This is a genomic window from Nonlabens antarcticus (genome assembly GCF_015356755.1).
GTDB lineage: Bacteria > Bacteroidota > Bacteroidia > Flavobacteriales > Flavobacteriaceae > Nonlabens > Nonlabens antarcticus.
Genome location: NZ_JADFCO010000061.1, coordinates 118,245 through 134,934 on the forward strand (window position 1 = coordinate 118,245; position 16,690 = coordinate 134,934).

General features: G+C 38.1%; 15 protein-coding genes. 8 read left to right on the forward strand and 7 right to left on the reverse strand.

Annotation, left to right across the window (positions count from 1 at the left end):
* The 3 genes from IQ282_RS03130 to IQ282_RS03140 all read right to left on the reverse strand — a co-directional run bounded on the left by IQ282_RS03130 (position 1) and on the right by IQ282_RS03140 (position 2,003).
* Entirely contained in the window at positions 1-696 is a 696-nt protein-coding gene (locus tag IQ282_RS03130) for an SDR family NAD(P)-dependent oxidoreductase (RefSeq protein ID WP_194850445.1), read from the reverse strand.
* Between the two features lies 1 nt (position 697).
* A complete protein-coding gene (locus tag IQ282_RS03135) occupies positions 698-1,204 on the reverse strand; it encodes an SRPBCC family protein (protein WP_194850446.1) in 507 nt (168 codons plus the stop codon).
* A gap of 61 nt (positions 1,205-1,265) precedes the next feature.
* Complete coding sequence (locus IQ282_RS03140; RefSeq protein ID WP_194850447.1) at positions 1,266-2,003, reverse strand: autotransporter outer membrane beta-barrel domain-containing protein; 738 nt, start codon at positions 2,001-2,003, stop codon at positions 1,266-1,268.
* Positions 2,004-2,122: 119 nt separating this feature from the next.
* Here IQ282_RS03140 and IQ282_RS03145 point away from each other — a divergent pair, with 119 nt between their 5' ends.
* From IQ282_RS03145 to IQ282_RS03160, 4 genes are all read left to right on the forward strand, one after another.
* Positions 2,123-2,314 carry a CsbD family protein gene (locus tag IQ282_RS03145; protein ID WP_194850448.1) on the forward strand — a complete coding sequence of 64 codons (192 nt, stop codon included), beginning with the start codon at positions 2,123-2,125 and terminating at the stop codon, positions 2,312-2,314.
* 2 nt (positions 2,315-2,316) lie between these two features.
* On the forward strand, positions 2,317-2,604 hold the full coding sequence (locus tag IQ282_RS03150; RefSeq protein ID WP_194850449.1) for a 4a-hydroxytetrahydrobiopterin dehydratase: 288 nt from the start codon (positions 2,317-2,319) through the stop codon (positions 2,602-2,604).
* 466 nt (positions 2,605-3,070) lie between these two features.
* Positions 3,071-3,811: a YebC/PmpR family DNA-binding transcriptional regulator gene (locus IQ282_RS03155; RefSeq protein ID WP_194850450.1), complete on the forward strand. Its 741-nt coding sequence runs from the start codon at positions 3,071-3,073 to the stop codon at positions 3,809-3,811.
* Between the two features lie 295 nt (positions 3,812-4,106).
* Positions 4,107-4,484, forward strand: a complete 378-nt coding sequence (locus IQ282_RS03160; RefSeq protein WP_194850451.1) for a LysM peptidoglycan-binding domain-containing protein — start codon at positions 4,107-4,109, stop codon at positions 4,482-4,484.
* Positions 4,485-4,515: 31 nt separating this feature from the next.
* On the opposite strand, the gene IQ282_RS03165 is transcribed toward IQ282_RS03160, so the two are convergent.
* Positions 4,516-5,121: an acyl carrier protein phosphodiesterase gene (locus IQ282_RS03165; protein WP_194850452.1), complete on the reverse strand. Its 606-nt coding sequence runs from the start codon at positions 5,119-5,121 to the stop codon at positions 4,516-4,518.
* 63 nt (positions 5,122-5,184) lie between these two features.
* Between IQ282_RS03165 and glmM the strand changes: the two genes are divergently transcribed.
* Entirely contained in the window at positions 5,185-6,579 is a 1,395-nt protein-coding gene (gene glmM / locus IQ282_RS03170) for a phosphoglucosamine mutase (protein ID WP_194850453.1), read from the forward strand.
* Here the strand turns inward: glmM and IQ282_RS03175 are convergent.
* Entirely contained in the window at positions 6,539-7,453 is a 915-nt protein-coding gene (locus IQ282_RS03175) for a lysophospholipid acyltransferase family protein (protein ID WP_194850454.1), read from the reverse strand. The two genes, glmM and IQ282_RS03175, sit on opposite strands and share 41 nt — an antisense overlap.
* A gap of 48 nt (positions 7,454-7,501) precedes the next feature.
* On the opposite strand from IQ282_RS03175, the gene IQ282_RS03180 reads away from it, so the two are divergent.
* Positions 7,502-8,140, forward strand: coding sequence for a rhomboid family intramembrane serine protease (locus IQ282_RS03180; RefSeq protein ID WP_194850455.1), 639 nt, complete (start codon positions 7,502-7,504; stop codon positions 8,138-8,140).
* On the opposite strand, the gene IQ282_RS03185 is transcribed toward IQ282_RS03180, so the two are convergent.
* Positions 8,137-9,258, reverse strand: coding sequence for a TlpA disulfide reductase family protein (locus tag IQ282_RS03185; protein ID WP_194850456.1), 1,122 nt, complete (start codon positions 9,256-9,258; stop codon positions 8,137-8,139). The two genes, IQ282_RS03180 and IQ282_RS03185, sit on opposite strands and share 4 nt — an antisense overlap.
* 106 nt (positions 9,259-9,364) lie before the next feature.
* On the opposite strand from IQ282_RS03185, the gene IQ282_RS03190 reads away from it, so the two are divergent.
* Complete coding sequence (locus tag IQ282_RS03190; protein ID WP_317174172.1) at positions 9,365-11,755, forward strand: GAF domain-containing protein; 2,391 nt, start codon at positions 9,365-9,367, stop codon at positions 11,753-11,755.
* On the opposite strand, the gene IQ282_RS03195 is transcribed toward IQ282_RS03190, so the two are convergent.
* The gene (locus tag IQ282_RS03195) at positions 11,715-12,914 is read right to left on the reverse strand and encodes a Pycsar system effector family protein (RefSeq protein ID WP_194850457.1); all 1,200 of its coding nucleotides are present in this window, start codon (positions 12,912-12,914) and stop codon (positions 11,715-11,717) included. The two genes, IQ282_RS03190 and IQ282_RS03195, sit on opposite strands and share 41 nt — an antisense overlap.
* Positions 12,915-12,940: 26 nt before the next feature.
* Here IQ282_RS03195 and IQ282_RS03200 point away from each other — a divergent pair, with 26 nt between their 5' ends.
* Positions 12,941-16,681 carry a metallophosphoesterase gene (locus IQ282_RS03200; protein WP_228547196.1) on the forward strand — a complete coding sequence of 1,247 codons (3,741 nt, stop codon included), beginning with the start codon at positions 12,941-12,943 and terminating at the stop codon, positions 16,679-16,681.
* The last annotated feature ends 9 nt before the right edge of the window (positions 16,682-16,690 follow it).

The window sequence follows — 16,690 nt, forward strand, 5'->3', positions numbered from 1 at the left end:
TTATCCCAAGTCCAGTGTTGATTTTCCACCATCAAGTCCTAAAACTTGACCTGTCATCCAGCCTGCATTCTGTTCTAATAAATAAACAGCAAGGCCCGCAATATCTTCTGGAGTTCCTACTCGTTTCAAAGGATGGAGTTCGCCCATTTTCTCTTTTTTTGCATCATTATTCAATAATCTGCCTGCAAGTGGCGTATCGACTAGGGAAGGAGCGATGACATTGACGCGCACGGTAGGTGCATATTCTGCAGCTAGTGCTTTAGCAAATCCCTCAATGGCACCTTTTGCAGCTGCAACACTGGTGTGGAAGGGCATACCTGTTTGTACAGCAACTGTAGAAAAGAAAACTATACTGCTGGTCCCTTCTTTGGTAAGTAGTGGTAGAACGTCACGAGTAACTTTAATCAAAGAGAAAAAGTTGATTTGCATATCTTCTTCAAACTGCTCCTGTTTGAGCATTTTGAAAGGCTTTAAATTAATGCTACCAGGGCAGTACACAAACCCATCGAGGGATTCTGGTAATTTTGATAAATCTAGGGAATCAGTGCTAGCGTCAAAAGTGATATGAGTAACACCATCTGGTAAATTTTCGTTTTCACGAGAGGCTACAAATACATTGTTTCCCTCATGCAAATGTTGAACGATAGCATTGCCTATTCCATGGCTGCCTCCTATAAGTAGTATATTTCTGGACATATTAATTGAGTATATCTTGTTTTAAAGTAGATTGATTTTCAGGTTCTGTGTACACACCAAATTTTTTAACGAGTGCGCTTTCGCGAAAGCGAAATATTTCATCCAGTTTGGGTTTCACCAAAAACGGATGCACCATTTTCCCTAGAAAGCCTAAGGGTAATCTGTAATGGACAATGTCTTCCATAAGTGTCCCACCGGGAATTTCACTCACAAAATGTTTATGATGCCAGGTTGCGTAGGGACCATACATCTGTTCATCCACAAAATATTGCTTTTCTTTCACCTGGGTAATGTGTGTCACCCAGTTTGTCGTAAAGAAAGGCAATGGCTTAACAGAGTATTCAATGAGCTGGCCAGGATACATCCCGCGATCCGTTCCATAGAGAACTGTCATTTCCATTGCTGGTGGAGTAAGAAGTTTCAGATTATTAGCATCTGTGAGAAACGCCCAGGCTTCATCTAATGTTATGGGTAACTTTTGCTTGGTATGAACTTGGTATAATTTCAATGGCTGGTGATTTAGTTTTTAAATATAGTCGCTAAAGAAAATTAGGGCTAACAATCCTTTGTTAATTGTCCCATGATGAATCGTCACGCAATTCACCGCTGGTGTATTTACGACCGATGGCAAACTTTACACCTAGGGTAAATAATAGGTTTGATAAGTTTGATTCTCTTCTAAAACCTTGGAGATCTGTAGGGTTTGAACTCAATCGTTCAATGGAAGTATTGTATACTAGAGGTTTGCCTAAGCTGGTCAGGAATTGCGGAGAAAAATAGATCTGCGTACCGCGACGGAAGTAATAATTGAAACGCAAACCAGCATGTGTAACCATACTTGAATCGTCAGTATCTCCATTAATAAAATGAAATCGATCATCATTTGTACTTGCAAAACCATTAGTATCGTTGACATCCAGAAATAATATTCCTAGTCTGGCAAACCCATCTACTTGAAACCTATTTATAGTTTTGCTCATCACAACGCCAGCAGTAATTTGTGTAAATGATTCATTTTGAGGGCTAGGCCCATTAGGCTGCATGGTAAAAGCAGTCTCGTTATATCCATGGTGCAACCCCAGCGATAGCCCAATGTTTTTATTAAAATAGCCATCATAGACTATTCCTGCTGTCAGGCCTGTACGGGCCACATTGCCATAATCGCCGGTAGGTTCTGCAATACCCAGGTCAATGGAGAGATTGTGTTTAGGGATTTCTCGTAGGTGCAATGGAAGTTCTGCATCGTCAGTTTGAGCTATCACAAGGATGGGAAAAAGAAAAAGGAGTAAAAGAAGTTTTTGTCTCATATTGTAAAGATATTTGATACAAATTGGCAATTTCTTAAATAAGATTATGATTTTGTTTTGTTCGCTTTCGCGAAAGCGAACTAACTTTAGGTATTCAAATTAACTTAAAAACAATTATCATGAGCGACAAGGAACTAGAAGGAAAAATGGATCAAGCTAAAGGTAAGGTCAAAGAAGGATACGGAAAATTAACCGACGATAAGTCCACCGAAGCTGAAGGTAAAGCAGACCAAGCTAAAGGAAAAGCTAAAGAAGCATACGGTGAGGCAAAACGTGATGTGAAAAATGCGCTGGACGGCGACAAAAAGTAAACATGGAGAAACTGACCGAAGAACAGATTGAAAAACATTTGGAAAATGTAGAAGGATGGGATTATTACGATGATGCCATTCACACTACATTTGAATTTGATAACTTTATGGACGCCTTTTCAGTAATGACAAGGATTGCCATGGAGGCTGAAAAGATGGAGCATCATCCTGACTGGCATAATTTATATAATACTCTTGAGATATCTTTAAGTACTCATGATGTTAATGGATTAACCGAAAAGGATTTTAAACTTGCTGCAGCCATTGAGCATATTGTAGGTGATGAATAATCTTTCTGCATTTAATTAATATAAATCCCTTGCGCGAGCAGGGGATTTTTTTGTTTTATGACGAACGACGCTCGTTTTTCACTTCGACAGGCTCAGCGCCGCGTCTTCACAAAACCTCCTGACGTATGAAAAACGACGTATTTGTGATTGTGAAATAATTTTCTATTTCTTTCTGGAAGATTTCGTTTATTTTGAAATAATGAAAAATGAGTGCTACACCCTTTGACTACGATATTTCCCTGAAGGGAAACAAGAAGTAAGAAGTTTTTGAGAAAGACGAGTGGTTTACAATTTTATCATCTTCCCTTGAGTAAAGAGACGAGATGGGTGTTTTGCGAAGTTAAGTTTTTACTTGAACCCTATGTTAAAATCACGGTCTGTAATATTTTTATAGGTCTACCATGTCAACGTTCTTGCAACATAGACCACAGAACCTTAATTTTACATAACAAACTAAACTATAGAAATGGGAAGAGCATTTGAATTCCGTAAAGCGCGCAAGATGAAAAGATGGGGTGCGATGTCTAAGGCATTTACACGCATTGGAAAAGATATTGTGACTGCTGTAAAAGAAGGTGGGCCAGATCCTGATGTTAATGCTAGATTGCGAGCGGTTATACAGAATGCAAAGTCTGTCAACATGCCTAAGGTAAATGTTGAACGTGCTATCAAAAAAGCAAGTGATAAGGATACTAAAGATTATGAAACGGTTTTGTTTGAAGGCTATGCGCCTCACGGTATTGCCGTTTTAGTGGAAACTTCAACAGATAATAACAATAGAACTGTTGCAAACGTACGTAGTTATTTTACTAAGTACGACGGAAGTCTAGGTACCAGTGGTTCTGTAGAATTTATGTTTGAACATAAATGCCACTTTAGAATCCCAGCGGAAGGGAAGGATCTGGAGGAATTAGAATTAGAGCTGATTGATTTTGGTGCAGAAGAATTGTTTCTGGATGAAAAGGATGAAGAAGACGCCAATAGTGTTGATGGTATCATGATTTATGCAGAATTCCAAAATTATGGAACCATGCAAAACGGACTGGAAGAACTGGGGCTTGAAATCTTAAGTTCTGGATTTGAATATATTCCAACGGTTCAAAAGGAATTGACCGAAGAACAGCAAGAGGATGTGGACAAATTATTAGAGAAGTTGGAAGAGGATGATGATGTGAATAATGTGTACACGACGATCAAGGAAGATTAGTATTGTGATATATCGTGCCGGTTTCTAGTTTGACGGTTAAGACGATATAATAAAGGTATTGACTTTAAACCACAAGTTCAAAATCTCAAATTGTATAAAAAACACGAGAAGCAGTGGTAGGTTTTTTAATTTTTCAAGCATCAAGCATCCAGCATCCAGCATCCAGCATCCAGCAGCACTCGGTCTTTATACTTGGAACTTTGTACTTGATACTTAAAAAAGACTTTAATATTTAATTATTGATTGGTAACTTTTGAAAAACTATCTTCCAACCTAACTTAAAACAAACGATACCATGGTAAAAGAGAAATATCAAAGCGTTCTGGAACTGGGCGAAAAACTAAACATTATAGGAGGTGATGTCAAGGTAAATAATGACAAATTAGAAATAAGTGGTACCACCCGTAATCAGTATCAAAAAGATCAGCTGTGGGACGAGATCAAAAAAGTAGGCGGAGAAAATCCATCAGATATTACGGCAGATATCAAGGTCGCAGACACTAGTATTTACTGCCATCACGAAGTGCAAAAAGGGGAGTCTTTAAGCCTTATTGCCAAGAAATATTATGGCGATCCCATGAAGTATAAAAAGATCTTTGAGGCAAATACAGATCAGTTGAAAAATCCGGACCTAATCCATCCAGGTCAAAATCTTATCATTCCCAATAAATAAATTATTAGGTACATTATGAACCTGCAACTCTTCAAATTGCTGCCCCATCGGGTGGCAATTTTTGTATGAGGTCTTTTGCGTACTGTTGCAACTCTTCAAAAAACAGTCTGAATTGCTCTTCTAAAACCTCATAATGTTCCTGCAGTTCCACAGCCGCATGTTGCATGTTGCTTTTACCATTGGTACGTTTGTTCATCTGGTACAGAATATGACTCATTCCTTCTACCGTTCGGTAGCTGTAGATCCAGTTTTGTTCTACCATAACGGGATAAAACCGCTGAATTCTGGGCGGTAGGATATCCCAGTATTCTTTGAGATCTTCATAGAATCCCAAGGTGTATTTTTCAAGTTCGACGGGATGAAAATCAGACCAGTTTGCTGCCAGAAAGTGATCATAATATAAATCGACGATAACACTGCTCCACAACCCGTATTTAGGTCTGATTAAGTTTTTACTTTGTTTTACAATAGGATGATGATCTGTAAACGTATCAATGTAGCGGTGTAGCATGATTCCCTGAGATACACGGTCTGGAAACTTTGAAAAATTCTTGCCACGTACGGAATCTGCAATAAAATTGCCGATTCGCAGTTCTGTGTCGTTTCCTGATAATACTAAGTGTGCCAGATAATTCATGAATAGGTTTTGCGGGTGATCTCGTAGAAAACTACATTTGTCGTAAATATAACAACTACACACATGACACTCATAAAATCCATTTCAGGAATTCGCGGCACTATAGGGGGCAACCCTGGAGACAATTTAACTCCGCTAGATGCCGTGAAATTTGCTAGCGCTTATGGAAAATGGATCAAAACAGCTTCAGGCAAGGAAAGACCACTAGTAGTAATAGGCCGTGACGCTCGTATTAGTGGTGCTATGATCCAGGCTTTGGTTCAAAATACACTGGTGGGAATGGGATGTGATGTAATTGATTTAGGTTTGAGCACAACGCCTACCGTAGAGATTGCCGTACCCCAAGAAAACGCAGATGGAGGTATCATTCTCACCGCTAGCCATAACCCCAAAGAATGGAATGCCCTTAAACTACTCAATAACAAAGGCGAATTTCTGGATGGAGTAGAAGGTCAGAAGATTCTGGATACGGCAGCTGCAGAGGATTTCGCTTACGCGGAAGTTGATGATCTAGGTCAAGTCACTGCGATAACCGACTATATTGACAAACACATTGTTGAAGTATTAAAATTGCCACTGGTCCAGGTCGATGCGATAAAGGCCGGCAAATTTAAAGTGGTGGTGGATGGAGTGAACTCCACGGGAGGTATTGCCATTCCTGCATTATGCAAGGCATTAGGTGTTGAGGTGGTAGAATTATATTGCGATCCCACGGGACACTTTCCCCACAATCCAGAACCATTGAAGGAACATCTGGGCGATTTATGCGCAGCAGTCACAGAACATAAAGCCGACTTTGGCATCACCGTAGATCCAGACGTGGATAGACTTGCCTTTATTACCGATAAAGGAGAAATGTTTGGGGAAGAATATACGCTCGTAGCTTGCGCAGATTATGTGCTGAGCAAGAAAAAAGGAGATACGGTGAGCAACCTATCTTCTTCCAGAGCATTGCGGGACGTGACCGTAAAACATGGTGGTAACTACCATGCAGCAGCTGTGGGCGAGGTAAATGTCGTTACTAAAATGAAAGCCGTGAAAGCCGTTATAGGCGGTGAGGGAAACGGCGGTATCATCTATCCAGACAGCCATTATGGTCGTGATGCATTAGTAGGCGTGGCACTGTTCCTATCCCTTTTAACAGAGAAGAAAATGAAAGTTAGCGATCTGCGTGACAGTTATCCTTCCTACTTTATGGGTAAGAAAAAAGTACAGCTAACGCCGGGAATGCCAGTAGATGCTATTTTGAAAGACGTCGAAAAAAAATATGCTTCAGAAGATCTAACCACCATAGACGGTGTAAAAATCGACTTTGAAAACGAATGGGTGCACTTGCGTAAATCAAACACAGAACCTATCATTAGAATTTATACGGAATCAGGAAGTCAACAAGCTGCAGATCAACTAGCAGACCGCTTTATTGCAGAACTCGAGGGGATAGCTCAACAGCACGGGTAACATCATCAGGCGTGGTTTTCCAGCGCTTGTGGGACCATAGATAATATTCGGGCTGGCTTTTTATGAGCGCCTCCAGTTTTACAAAAAAGCTATCGGTGACCATCCATTCCGGTTCTTTGCTCGCGTCTCTAGTGATGAGTTCAAAATGTGCTTTGTAATAACCTCGTTTTACTTTTTTCACTTGCAGGAAGTAGACCGGCATTTCATATTGTTTTGCCATGCGTTCTGCGCCCATGAATACTGGTGTGGTTTGATTGAAAAAAGTGGTGAAGAACTGTGCTGATGATTGTTTGGGAGCTTGATCTGCGACGAGTGCATATAATCCGGCTTCCATGGAGTTGCGGCTGCCGCGTATGATGTTGTAGGCCTTTTTCATGGGTACGAGAGTAGAACCAAATTTTGATCGTACTCTCCTTATAAACTGGTCAAAATATCTATTCTTGATGGGTTTATATACCACATAGGATTTGAAATCCAGAAATTGATCCAGTGCAATAGTCCATTCGTAGCTGGCCTGGTGGGCTAGCATTACAACTGTGGGCTGTCCCGCTTTCGCGAAAGCGTTAACCTCCTCAATGTTGTCACATATAAAGCGTTTTTGAACTTCATCATGTGTAATACCCGTTGACTTAACCATCTCAAGGAAAATATCGCAAAAGTGCTGTGTACTTTCTTTTGATATGCGAGTGATTTCTTTGTCATTCAGGTCTGGAAAAGCAATTTTTATGTTTGAGAAGATGACATCACGGCGGTATTTGAAAACGTGATAAAGTAACACATAAATGCAATCGCTTATGAAATAGATGATTGGAAAGGGAAGTCTGGAAATCAGCCAGATTATGGGATAAGCAAGATAAAATCCGACGGCTTGCATTGTTGAGTTTTTCGCAAATATACTATCTTGGCTCCTAAGATTTTCAATATGCTCTACGACATCGACATCGTCACGATTGTCATTATAGGAATTACTTGTCTCATTAGCTTCAAGGGTTTTAAAGATTATGATTTTTTTGATCAATACAAGTTTAATATTCTAGGCATCCAGCGCGGTGAATCCTATCGATTTTTCACAAGCGGATTCCTGCATTTAGATATTCAACATCTACTTTTTAATATGTTGACGCTCTATTTTTTTGCAGGAATTGTCGTTTACAGTCTTGGTACTGTAGCTTTCTTAATCATTTATATTGTGAGTCTGCTGGGTGGGAATTTTCTGAGTTATATGTTCCATAAAGATGAATATCATTATAGCGCTATAGGTGCAAGTGGGGCAGTTTCAGGAATTATTTATAGTGCTATACTTCTATTGCCAGAAATGATGATTTATGGGATCATTCCAGGATATATTTTTGGTATAGGTTATTTGATTTACTCCATTTATGGAATAAAGAAAAAAGTAGGGAATATAGGTCATGATGCACATTTTGGTGGTGCAGTAGCGGGCTATTTAGTCACTCTTGTTTATAATACAGATTTAATATTTACTCAAACTATTACCGTGGTAGCCTTACTTATTCCTATCGTAGTTTTATTTGTACTAATGCGCCTGGGTAAAATTTAATCTAGTAATTCTGATAGTTTCTCATGTAAGCTCTCACCTCTCAAATCCTTGGCGATAATAATACCATTCTTATCCAGCAAAAAGCTCGCAGGAATCGTTGAGACGTTATATTGCCTTGCGATTGGGTCATTCCAATAGGCAAGTCTAGAGATGTGGTTCCAGGCCAGTTGATCCTTTTGGATGGCTGCTATCCATTGATCTTTAGCATCTGGTTGGTCTAGAGATACGCTAATAATATTAAATCCCCTTTTATGATATTTGTTATAGGCAGCAACAATATTAGGATTTTCAACACGGCAAGGGCCACACCAGGATGCCCAGAAATCGATTAAGGTAACTTCTCCTAATACCTCTGGTAGTTTAATGACGCTTTCATCTGGACTTTTCCCCTCAAAATATGGCGCTTTCTGACCTATTCCTGTCAGCTCCATTTTTTTGAGATTTTCGTTGAAACGCAGTGTTATTGGGTTTTCCTTTAGTTCCTGACTTAGCTTATCATAAAGTTTCCTTGCTTTGATTTCATCAATATAATTTGCACCATATATATAATCCAGCACTAATGGCGCAACTAGTTGACTTGGATTTTCAACTACTAAAGCCATTAATTTATTTTTGTATTTTTCTTCACTATTTTGCCAGTCCTGATTTAAGGTTTTTATTTTTTCTTCATCGCCTATTTTGAGGTTCTGATTGCTCATTGCCTGATAGCTTCTATAGTCATCTCTGTGGCTAATTCGTAATTTACGATAGTTACTAAAAAGTTCGTTTTCCATACCACCTGTGATGGTACTGGTTAACATACTATCTTTATAAATAACCAATTTTAATTCTTGATTCTCTGAAATAAAATTGAATTGCTCTTGAGCCGTGTCAAGTTCTAAAAACCTAAGTTCTGGCGTGTCAGTGGATTCAATGACTCCAAAATCAAATTTATTTTCTATGACAATTGCGGTGTCTAAGTAAGTGAGTGTTCCTTCTGGCGATACTTTCTTCAGATAAATCCTCAAACCGTCATAAACACCTGTGGTTTCTCCTGATAAACTGGCAAATTCAGGTGTATCAGTTTTACATGATGTTAATAGAAATAGACTGGTCAAAATCAATAAAAGAATTCTCATAGTTGAACTTTATAGCAAAAATAAGGGAATACTAGGATTAATTAAATCTAAAACAGTAGTGATACGGCATTAGGTTTGCTATATATGTTATATTTAAATTATGGCTGTGAGCAAAAATAAAGATATGAATTTGGGTATGGACATCGTATTGAGTTTTGATAAACTCATACATGCTTATAAGGATAGGATGGAAGGTGAGGAGAATAGCTTTAAAAAACTATACTATTCTGCTTTGCTACAAGCTATTTCTAAAGACGGTTTTCCAGCAGCAAATATTACCGATAGTAATATTAATGATTACTCTGAGCAAATTAGCCTGATTCTGGCAGAGCTTTTTCCCGAATCTTTGACCTTTAACGAGATAAAGGCGGCCACTATTCCATTATCTTCTAAGCTGTTTAATTGCTCTGGCAGGTTACAAAAAATTTTAAATGCTGCAGGAGATGATTTCGAATTTAATTTTTTGGACGATTCAAAAAGCAATAGATTTTTACTTGCCTGTGGTTTGATACTTAATAAGTGCTATGACAGAGAATTAGACATGGGCACGTTCATGCATTCAGAAATTCCAGACAGTAATGGAAATGTAAGAACCTATAGAATTACCTATAATGCTGATTATATCTATGTCGCTCCCCATCAAAACACAAAAAAGCTTTCGGAGGAAGACATCAACCAATTGTTGAGATATCCAGATGATGAGGAGTTGTGGAAAAGCAGCTTCCCAATGGGATCTTATAAATTTGAAGGCTTTGGAATCATCACTTTTACTGATATAACAGTAGATTCAGCGATTTCTGACCTTAAAACAATTCTTCTAAATAATCCCGGATCAAAGCTTGCTCAGCAGCAAAATATTGAGGACGTCTTTAAAAAGATGTTCAACATGGATAAGATCCACGCTGGATTTACGTCATTTGATGCTTATGAGGGCACTTTTGAACAAATGCATTTTACTGATTCTAAAAGTTACATCTTGGGATCTAGTCACAGCAAAAATTGCCAAAATACGTTATGTAAGGATGCTTATGACCACTTAATCAAATTGCGTGAACCATTGATTATTCCTGATGTACTTGATTACCACGAAAGACAGGAGAATGATTTTATGACATTCAATTTGATAAATGCAGGGATTAAAAGTGCGATTCTTTATCCAGTCACTAAAAAGAAAAAATTAATAGGTGTACTTGAAATAGGAAGCGAGGTTCCATTTGCACTCAATAGCTTTAATGCCTCAAGAATAGAAAATGTAATTGACTACATAAAATCTGCCGTATTGCGAGGTGAAGAAGAGGATGAAAACCGAATCAAAGCTATAATCCAAACTGAATGTACTTCAATTCACCCTAGCGTTCAATGGAAATTTGAAAAAGAAGCTAGGCGTATTTTAAAAGCTAGAAACAATGACAAGGAGGAGACTTTCAGGGACGTAGGTTTTGAAGATGTTTATCCTTTATATGGTCAAATAGATGTAGTAGGAAGTAGTGATGCTAGAAACAATGCTATTAAGGAAGATTTAAGCGATCAACTAGAAAAGGTTAGATCTATAATAGACTCTGCTAAAGACTTTGAGCCTTTACCTATTTATGAACAAATAGGATTTAGAGTAAAAGGTTACAACGAGAAGCTCAATTCAGGACCTATTGATGCTAACTCTGAACGAGGCATCATAAAACTACTGACGGAAGAAATTAATCCAGTTATGGATCATGTTAGAACCCTATCGTCAGATCTAATGCAGCGCACACAGGAATATCAAGATCAGTTAGATCCTTTAAATGGGGTTATCTATAAGAAAAGGAACAACTATGATAATACCGTACAGACTATAAACCACGCCTTATCAAGATATATAGACAATAAACAGAAGGAAGCACAAGATATTTATACCCACTTTTTTGAAAGATTCAAAACCGATGGTGTAGAACATAATATCTACATAGGTAGTAGTATTAGAGAAGATCTTGACTTCAATATTGTTTATTTATACAACCTAAGATTATGGCAATTGCAAACCATGATCGAGATGGAAGACAAGTTTTACTCCATACAAAAGAATTTGCCATCTCAACTAGATGCAGCTTCCATGATACTTGTATTTGATAATACGTTGAGCATACGATATAGAATCGATGAAAAACGTTTTGATGTTGACGGCACTTACAATGCTAGATATGAAGTGATCAAAAAGCGTATTGATAAAGCAAATATCAAGGGAACACAAGAACGTGTGACCCAGAAAGGAACTATTTCCATTATTTATACAAACAAAGAGAATGAACGCGAATACATGCGTTACATAAACTTTCTTCAATATAAAAAATACTTAGGTGACGAGGTGGAACATCTAGAATTAGAAGACGTTCAAGGTGTTATAGGTTTAAAAGCCTTGAGAGTAAATATTCTTTACGGATTCAAGGCTTCTGAAAACAGAATGACTTATGATGATCTGACTAAGGAATTACATTTGCAACAACCTCATAATCATAAGTAGTAAAAGCGATTATGAATGCTACTACTGAGCAGATAATACCAATTGCAAACGTAGTGTAGGTCCATCTTAATAGCATGTACTTGCGATTTAAGACCAGACCCAGTAACCATAAATCCTTTAATAGACTTTGGTATACTTCTTCTTTATTGGTAATTAAACCCATCAAGGCTTTTTCATAGCGAGGGAAGGGAACTTTATGAAAATTACCAAAGAATAGTAAATTCACTTGTCGTTTTTCAACTTCCTCATCAGTGAACTCACCACTTGTAACATTAGGTCTAGTGGAGGCTATGGAAAGGATGATACTCGCTACAGAAAATAGTACCAGTATTAAAGTAGGATAGAGTAAATGTCTATTAGTTACCTGGTCTAGTTTTGGAATTATGTTTGCCAGAGCAAGTGATATAATAATTGCATTCACTGAGAGAAGAATATTAGCCTTTGTGTCAGCAATATCGCTCAGTTTGATGTGATTTCTTAGAGTAGTTCTGAAAAGCGTTTGAATGGCTCTTTCTGGACTTTGGTTTTTCAGATCAACTTTAAGTTGTTCTTTTTTGAACTTGGCTTTATTTTTCTTTTTTTGCTTGAAGAGTTTCATAAGGTTTTCATTCTTATGAACATTCCAGCTTTTCACCGCGTAATCACTGTAATAGCGATGTTTTTCTGTGAAAACATTGATATTTTCCTTACGCCATTCTTTATCGGTAAATTCTATACCGCGCAGTTCCAGCTCTTTTTTAAGAAGCTCACTCGTCTCAAAATAATAATCCTTAGCAAAGTGGGAAGAGTCTGCATCTCTTAAAATTTCTTCTAACTCACCTTCTGGCTGATTATTGAATTTTGTAGCTCTAATTAATTTTTGAACTCGATCAATCAAGGCTTCATCGACATCTTTCTGTTCTAAAAACCCTCTGGCAATTAAAGCACTAGCTTCTTCATGCTCATGTGCTCCATCAATATAACCAGTGTCATGAAGATAGGCAGCAAGCAATAAAGCTTGCTTCTTATTTGCATCAATATCTGTATTATCGATGATCTCTTGCGTACTTTTAACGACTCTCTTTGTATGAGTATAGTTGTGATATACGTATATTTCGTCTAGATTTTCTTTGAACAATTGCAACACATAATTATCAGTTGCTTTCAGTAGTTCCGTCATAGGAGAGATTGAGATTTAAAATTACTATGAATTACCCATTAATGAATAAAAATAACATTCTTTTATTAGTTGGCCTTTTGATTATAAGCAGTTGTGCGAGTTACAAAGCACAGTATAAAGATGATGAAAAAGGACCGGCTTACAATCCTAATATTTCAGAAATTGAAAAGAGCTTTTACCTTATAGGTGATGTAGGTTATTCTCCCATAGGTGGTAAAAGTGATGGGCTGCTGTCTTTAGAGAGCTATCTAAATACAGTACAGGAGAAAAAGCAGGACTATCTGGTATTTTTAGGAGACAATATTTATCCAGTAGGGATGCCAGCAGAGGGTACAGAGTTTCGTCCTATTGCAGAAAATCATTTAGACGCACAATTAGATGTCGCCAAGGATTTTAATGGCAGGACCATCTTTATTCCTGGAAACCATGATTATTATAGCGAGAATCTTGTTAATGTAGAGCGGGAGAAAAAATATATAGAGGAGTATCTAAAGGATGAAGACATCTGGGAGCCTAAAGTGGGTTGTCCTATAGAAAGTAAAGAATTAGGCGAGGATGTACAATTATTGATTATCGATAGCCAGTGGTTTTTATCTAAATGGGATAAAATCCCCACGATAAATTCTGACTGTGATCAGATTAAAACAAGAGATGCATTTTTTCTAGAGATAGAAAACGAATTCAAAAAAAATCAAGATAAAACGATCGTCGTTGTCATGCATCATCCCGTTTTTACTAACGGTGTACACGGTGGACAATACGCTGCGATAAAACATTTATTCCCTACACAAAGCGATATTCCCGTGCCAGTTCTTGCTTCACTGGCAAGCTTGATAAGAACTAGTGGCGGTGTGAGTGCTCAGGATAATCAAAACAAAAGGTATAAGGAACTTGCAGATCGTATGGCCGCACTGGCGATATCATCTAAGGCGCCGCGTATCATTTTTGCAAGCGGTCATGAACATAGTCTACAATATATTGTAAACGATGGCGTACGTCAGATTGTTTCTGGTTCTGGCTCTAAACAGAGTTATGCGTCATTAAATAATGATGGACTATTTTCTTATGGAGGTAATGGTTTTGTGCGTATGGACGTATTGAAGGATGGCAGTTCCTGGCTGCAGTATTATGGATTTGAAGATGGTAAACATAAGCTGCTATTCACAAAAAAGGCGATTGAAGAAACTAGGATTTACAATGTGGACTCGTTACCTACTACATTTCCCGCTTTCGCGAAAGCGAACATATATAAAGATGACAGAACAGAAAAATCTGAAGCTTATGAAGGGTTATGGGGTAAAAAGTACCGCGATCTTTATGGCATTGAAATCAATGCAACAGTAGCTCTACTTGATACTTTGAAGGGTGGGCTAGAAGTAGTCCGGGCAGGAGGTGGTCACCAGACTAGAACTTTAAGGTTAAAAGATAAGCAGGGAAGAGAGTACAATTTGAGAGCACTTAAAAAAAGTGCCGTCCAGTTTTTGCAAACTACCGTTTTTAAGAATCAGAATGTAAGTAGAGGTTTCACTGAAACAGCTGCCGAAGATTTGTTGTACGATTTCTATACGGCTGCACATCCCTATGGATCACTGGTAGTCCCAGAATTATCTCAAGCATTAAATATTTTTCATACAAATCCCGAAATCTATTATGTGCCTAAACAGAAAGCTCTAGGCAATTACAATTATGATTATGGCGATGAATTATATATGCTGGTAGAACGTCCTGAAGAAAAACATAAGGAACTAGAAAGTTTTGGGAAACCAGACGATATAGAAAGTACAGCTGATGTTTTTGAACGTTTGCGACGTGATGAGAAATATAAAATTGATGAAAGTTCCTATGTGCGTGCGCGCATGTTTGATATGTTGATAGGAGACTGGGACAGACATCAGGATCAATGGCGCTGGGCAGAGTTTGAAGAGACAGATGGAACTCATTTGTTTAAACCCATACCACGCGATCGCGATCAAGTATTTTCAAATTTTGACGGTGCAGTATTCGCTACATTAAGAACTCTGGTGGGAATTACAAAGCAATTTGCGACCTACGGTGATGGTCTTACAAATGTAAAGTGGTTCAACACCGCTGCAATATATCTAGATAGAAGTTTAGCAAAACAAGCTGACCGGGAAGTGTGGCTCACACAAGCAAAATATATTCAAGATAATCTTACCGATGCACAAATTGAAGCCGCATTTCAAAATTTACCCGCAGAAATTTACCCTCACAAATCCACCCAACTCATTATTTCAAGTATGAAGGAGCGCAGGAATAATATGGTAGATATTGCAGATCGCTATTATGATGTTGTTTCCCGACTTGCAATCGTAACAGGAACCGATAAAGATGACATTATTGAGGTAGATCGATTTGCAAAAGGTAAAACGAGAGTGACTGTTTATCGTAATAAAAATGGTAAGAAAGCAGATGTGATCTTGGATCGTATATATGATCGATCAACCACTAAAGAAATATGGATATATGCTCTGGACGATGATGATATCATCCACGCTACAGGAACGGCTTCAAACCCTATCAAAGTGAGAATTATAGGTGGACAGGATAATGACACCTATGACCTAGAAGAAGGGCGGCGCATCACGCTATTTGATCACCAGACAAGAGAAAACACTTTTGTAGACAAGGCGGGAGCTGTTAAACGTACTACAGACTCTTATAACATAAACCTCTATAATCCTAAAAAGAATATAAAAGCATATAATGTGTTGACCCCAGCCATAGGATTTAATCCGGACGATGGAATTAGGATCGGGATTCAAAACGTTTACACCGTTGACGGGTTTAATAGAAACCCCAACACACGAGTACATAAATTGACCGCAGGATACTTCTTTGCCACGCAAGGATACTCTATTGAATATGAAGGGGAATTTGCCGGAATATTTCGTAAAGCAAATTTATTTTTATATGGTAAGCTAACAGGGCCCAATTTTTCTGAAAACTTTTTTGGACTCGACAATGAGAGCTTTAATCCAGACAGTGATGTTGATTATGACTTCAACCGGGTACGTCTTAGTACATACTCCATAGGCGCTGGTACTATCTATAGGGGTGAATATGGTTCTAACTTGAAATTAAGTGCCATTTTTAGAGGTATAGAGGTAGAAGAGGACAACGATCGCTTCATAACAGAATATGCAGAAACTATAGATGATCCAGAATTCTTTGATAGGAAATGGTATGTTGACGTAAATGCTACATACAACTATTCTTCCTATGACAATCCTTTGAATCCATCTCGAGGGATGATATTTGAATTTGACAATGGCTTCATTGGAAACCTACAGGAATCAGAAGATATTTTTTATTACTTTAAACCTAAGTTAGGTTTTTATAACTCTATTACCACGGATCGGAAATTGGTCTTGCGAACTCTTACTCAAGCACATGTGATTTTGGGTGATGATTTTGAATTTTATCAAAGTGCACAGCTAGGTCAGAATAATGGACTGCGAGGGTATAGAACCCAGCGATTTTCTGGTGAAAGTTCTTTTGCAGGAACGGTGGATCTGCGTTATAGTTTTGGCGAATTCAAAACCGGCTTGATTCCTATTCAGATAGGGCTATTCGGTGGTGGGGATGTAGGTCGCGTGTGGAACGATGAGGTGAGCAGCAAACGCTGGCACAACGATTATGGCGGCGGTATCTGGATAAATTCTGCTGAAGCTATTGGAGCAACATTTAATTTGTTCCATGGAGAGGATGGAACGCGATTTAGTTTTCAGGTAGGGTTTAATTTCTAGTTTAGAAAT

Excerpts from the sequence above, each read along its gene's own strand:
- IQ282_RS03160 (WP_194850451.1), top strand. The coding sequence starts at position 4,107 with ATGGTAAAAGAGAAATATCAAAGCGTTCTGGAACTGGGCGAAAAACTA.
- IQ282_RS03180 (WP_194850455.1), top strand. The coding sequence starts at position 7,502 with ATGCTCTACGACATCGACATCGTCACGATTGTCATTATAGGAATTACT.
- IQ282_RS03175 (WP_194850454.1), bottom strand. The coding sequence starts at position 7,453 with ATGCAAGCCGTCGGATTTTATCTTGCTTATCCCATAATCTGGCTGATT.
- IQ282_RS03165 (WP_194850452.1), bottom strand. The coding sequence starts at position 5,121 with ATGAATTATCTGGCACACTTAGTATTATCAGGAAACGACACAGAACTG.
- glmM (WP_194850453.1), top strand. The coding sequence starts at position 5,185 with ATGACACTCATAAAATCCATTTCAGGAATTCGCGGCACTATAGGGGGC.
- IQ282_RS03155 (WP_194850450.1), top strand. The coding sequence starts at position 3,071 with ATGGGAAGAGCATTTGAATTCCGTAAAGCGCGCAAGATGAAAAGATGG.
- IQ282_RS03185 (WP_194850456.1), bottom strand. The coding sequence starts at position 9,258 with ATGAGAATTCTTTTATTGATTTTGACCAGTCTATTTCTATTAACATCA.
- IQ282_RS03140 (WP_194850447.1), bottom strand. The coding sequence starts at position 2,003 with ATGAGACAAAAACTTCTTTTACTCCTTTTTCTTTTTCCCATCCTTGTG.
- IQ282_RS03145 (WP_194850448.1), top strand. The coding sequence starts at position 2,123 with ATGAGCGACAAGGAACTAGAAGGAAAAATGGATCAAGCTAAAGGTAAG.
- IQ282_RS03200 (WP_228547196.1), top strand. The coding sequence starts at position 12,941 with ATGAATTACCCATTAATGAATAAAAATAACATTCTTTTATTAGTTGGC.
- IQ282_RS03130 (WP_194850445.1), bottom strand. The coding sequence starts at position 696 with ATGTCCAGAAATATACTACTTATAGGAGGCAGCCATGGAATAGGCAAT.
- IQ282_RS03150 (WP_194850449.1), top strand. The coding sequence starts at position 2,317 with ATGGAGAAACTGACCGAAGAACAGATTGAAAAACATTTGGAAAATGTA.
- IQ282_RS03195 (WP_194850457.1), bottom strand. The coding sequence starts at position 12,914 with ATGACGGAACTACTGAAAGCAACTGATAATTATGTGTTGCAATTGTTC.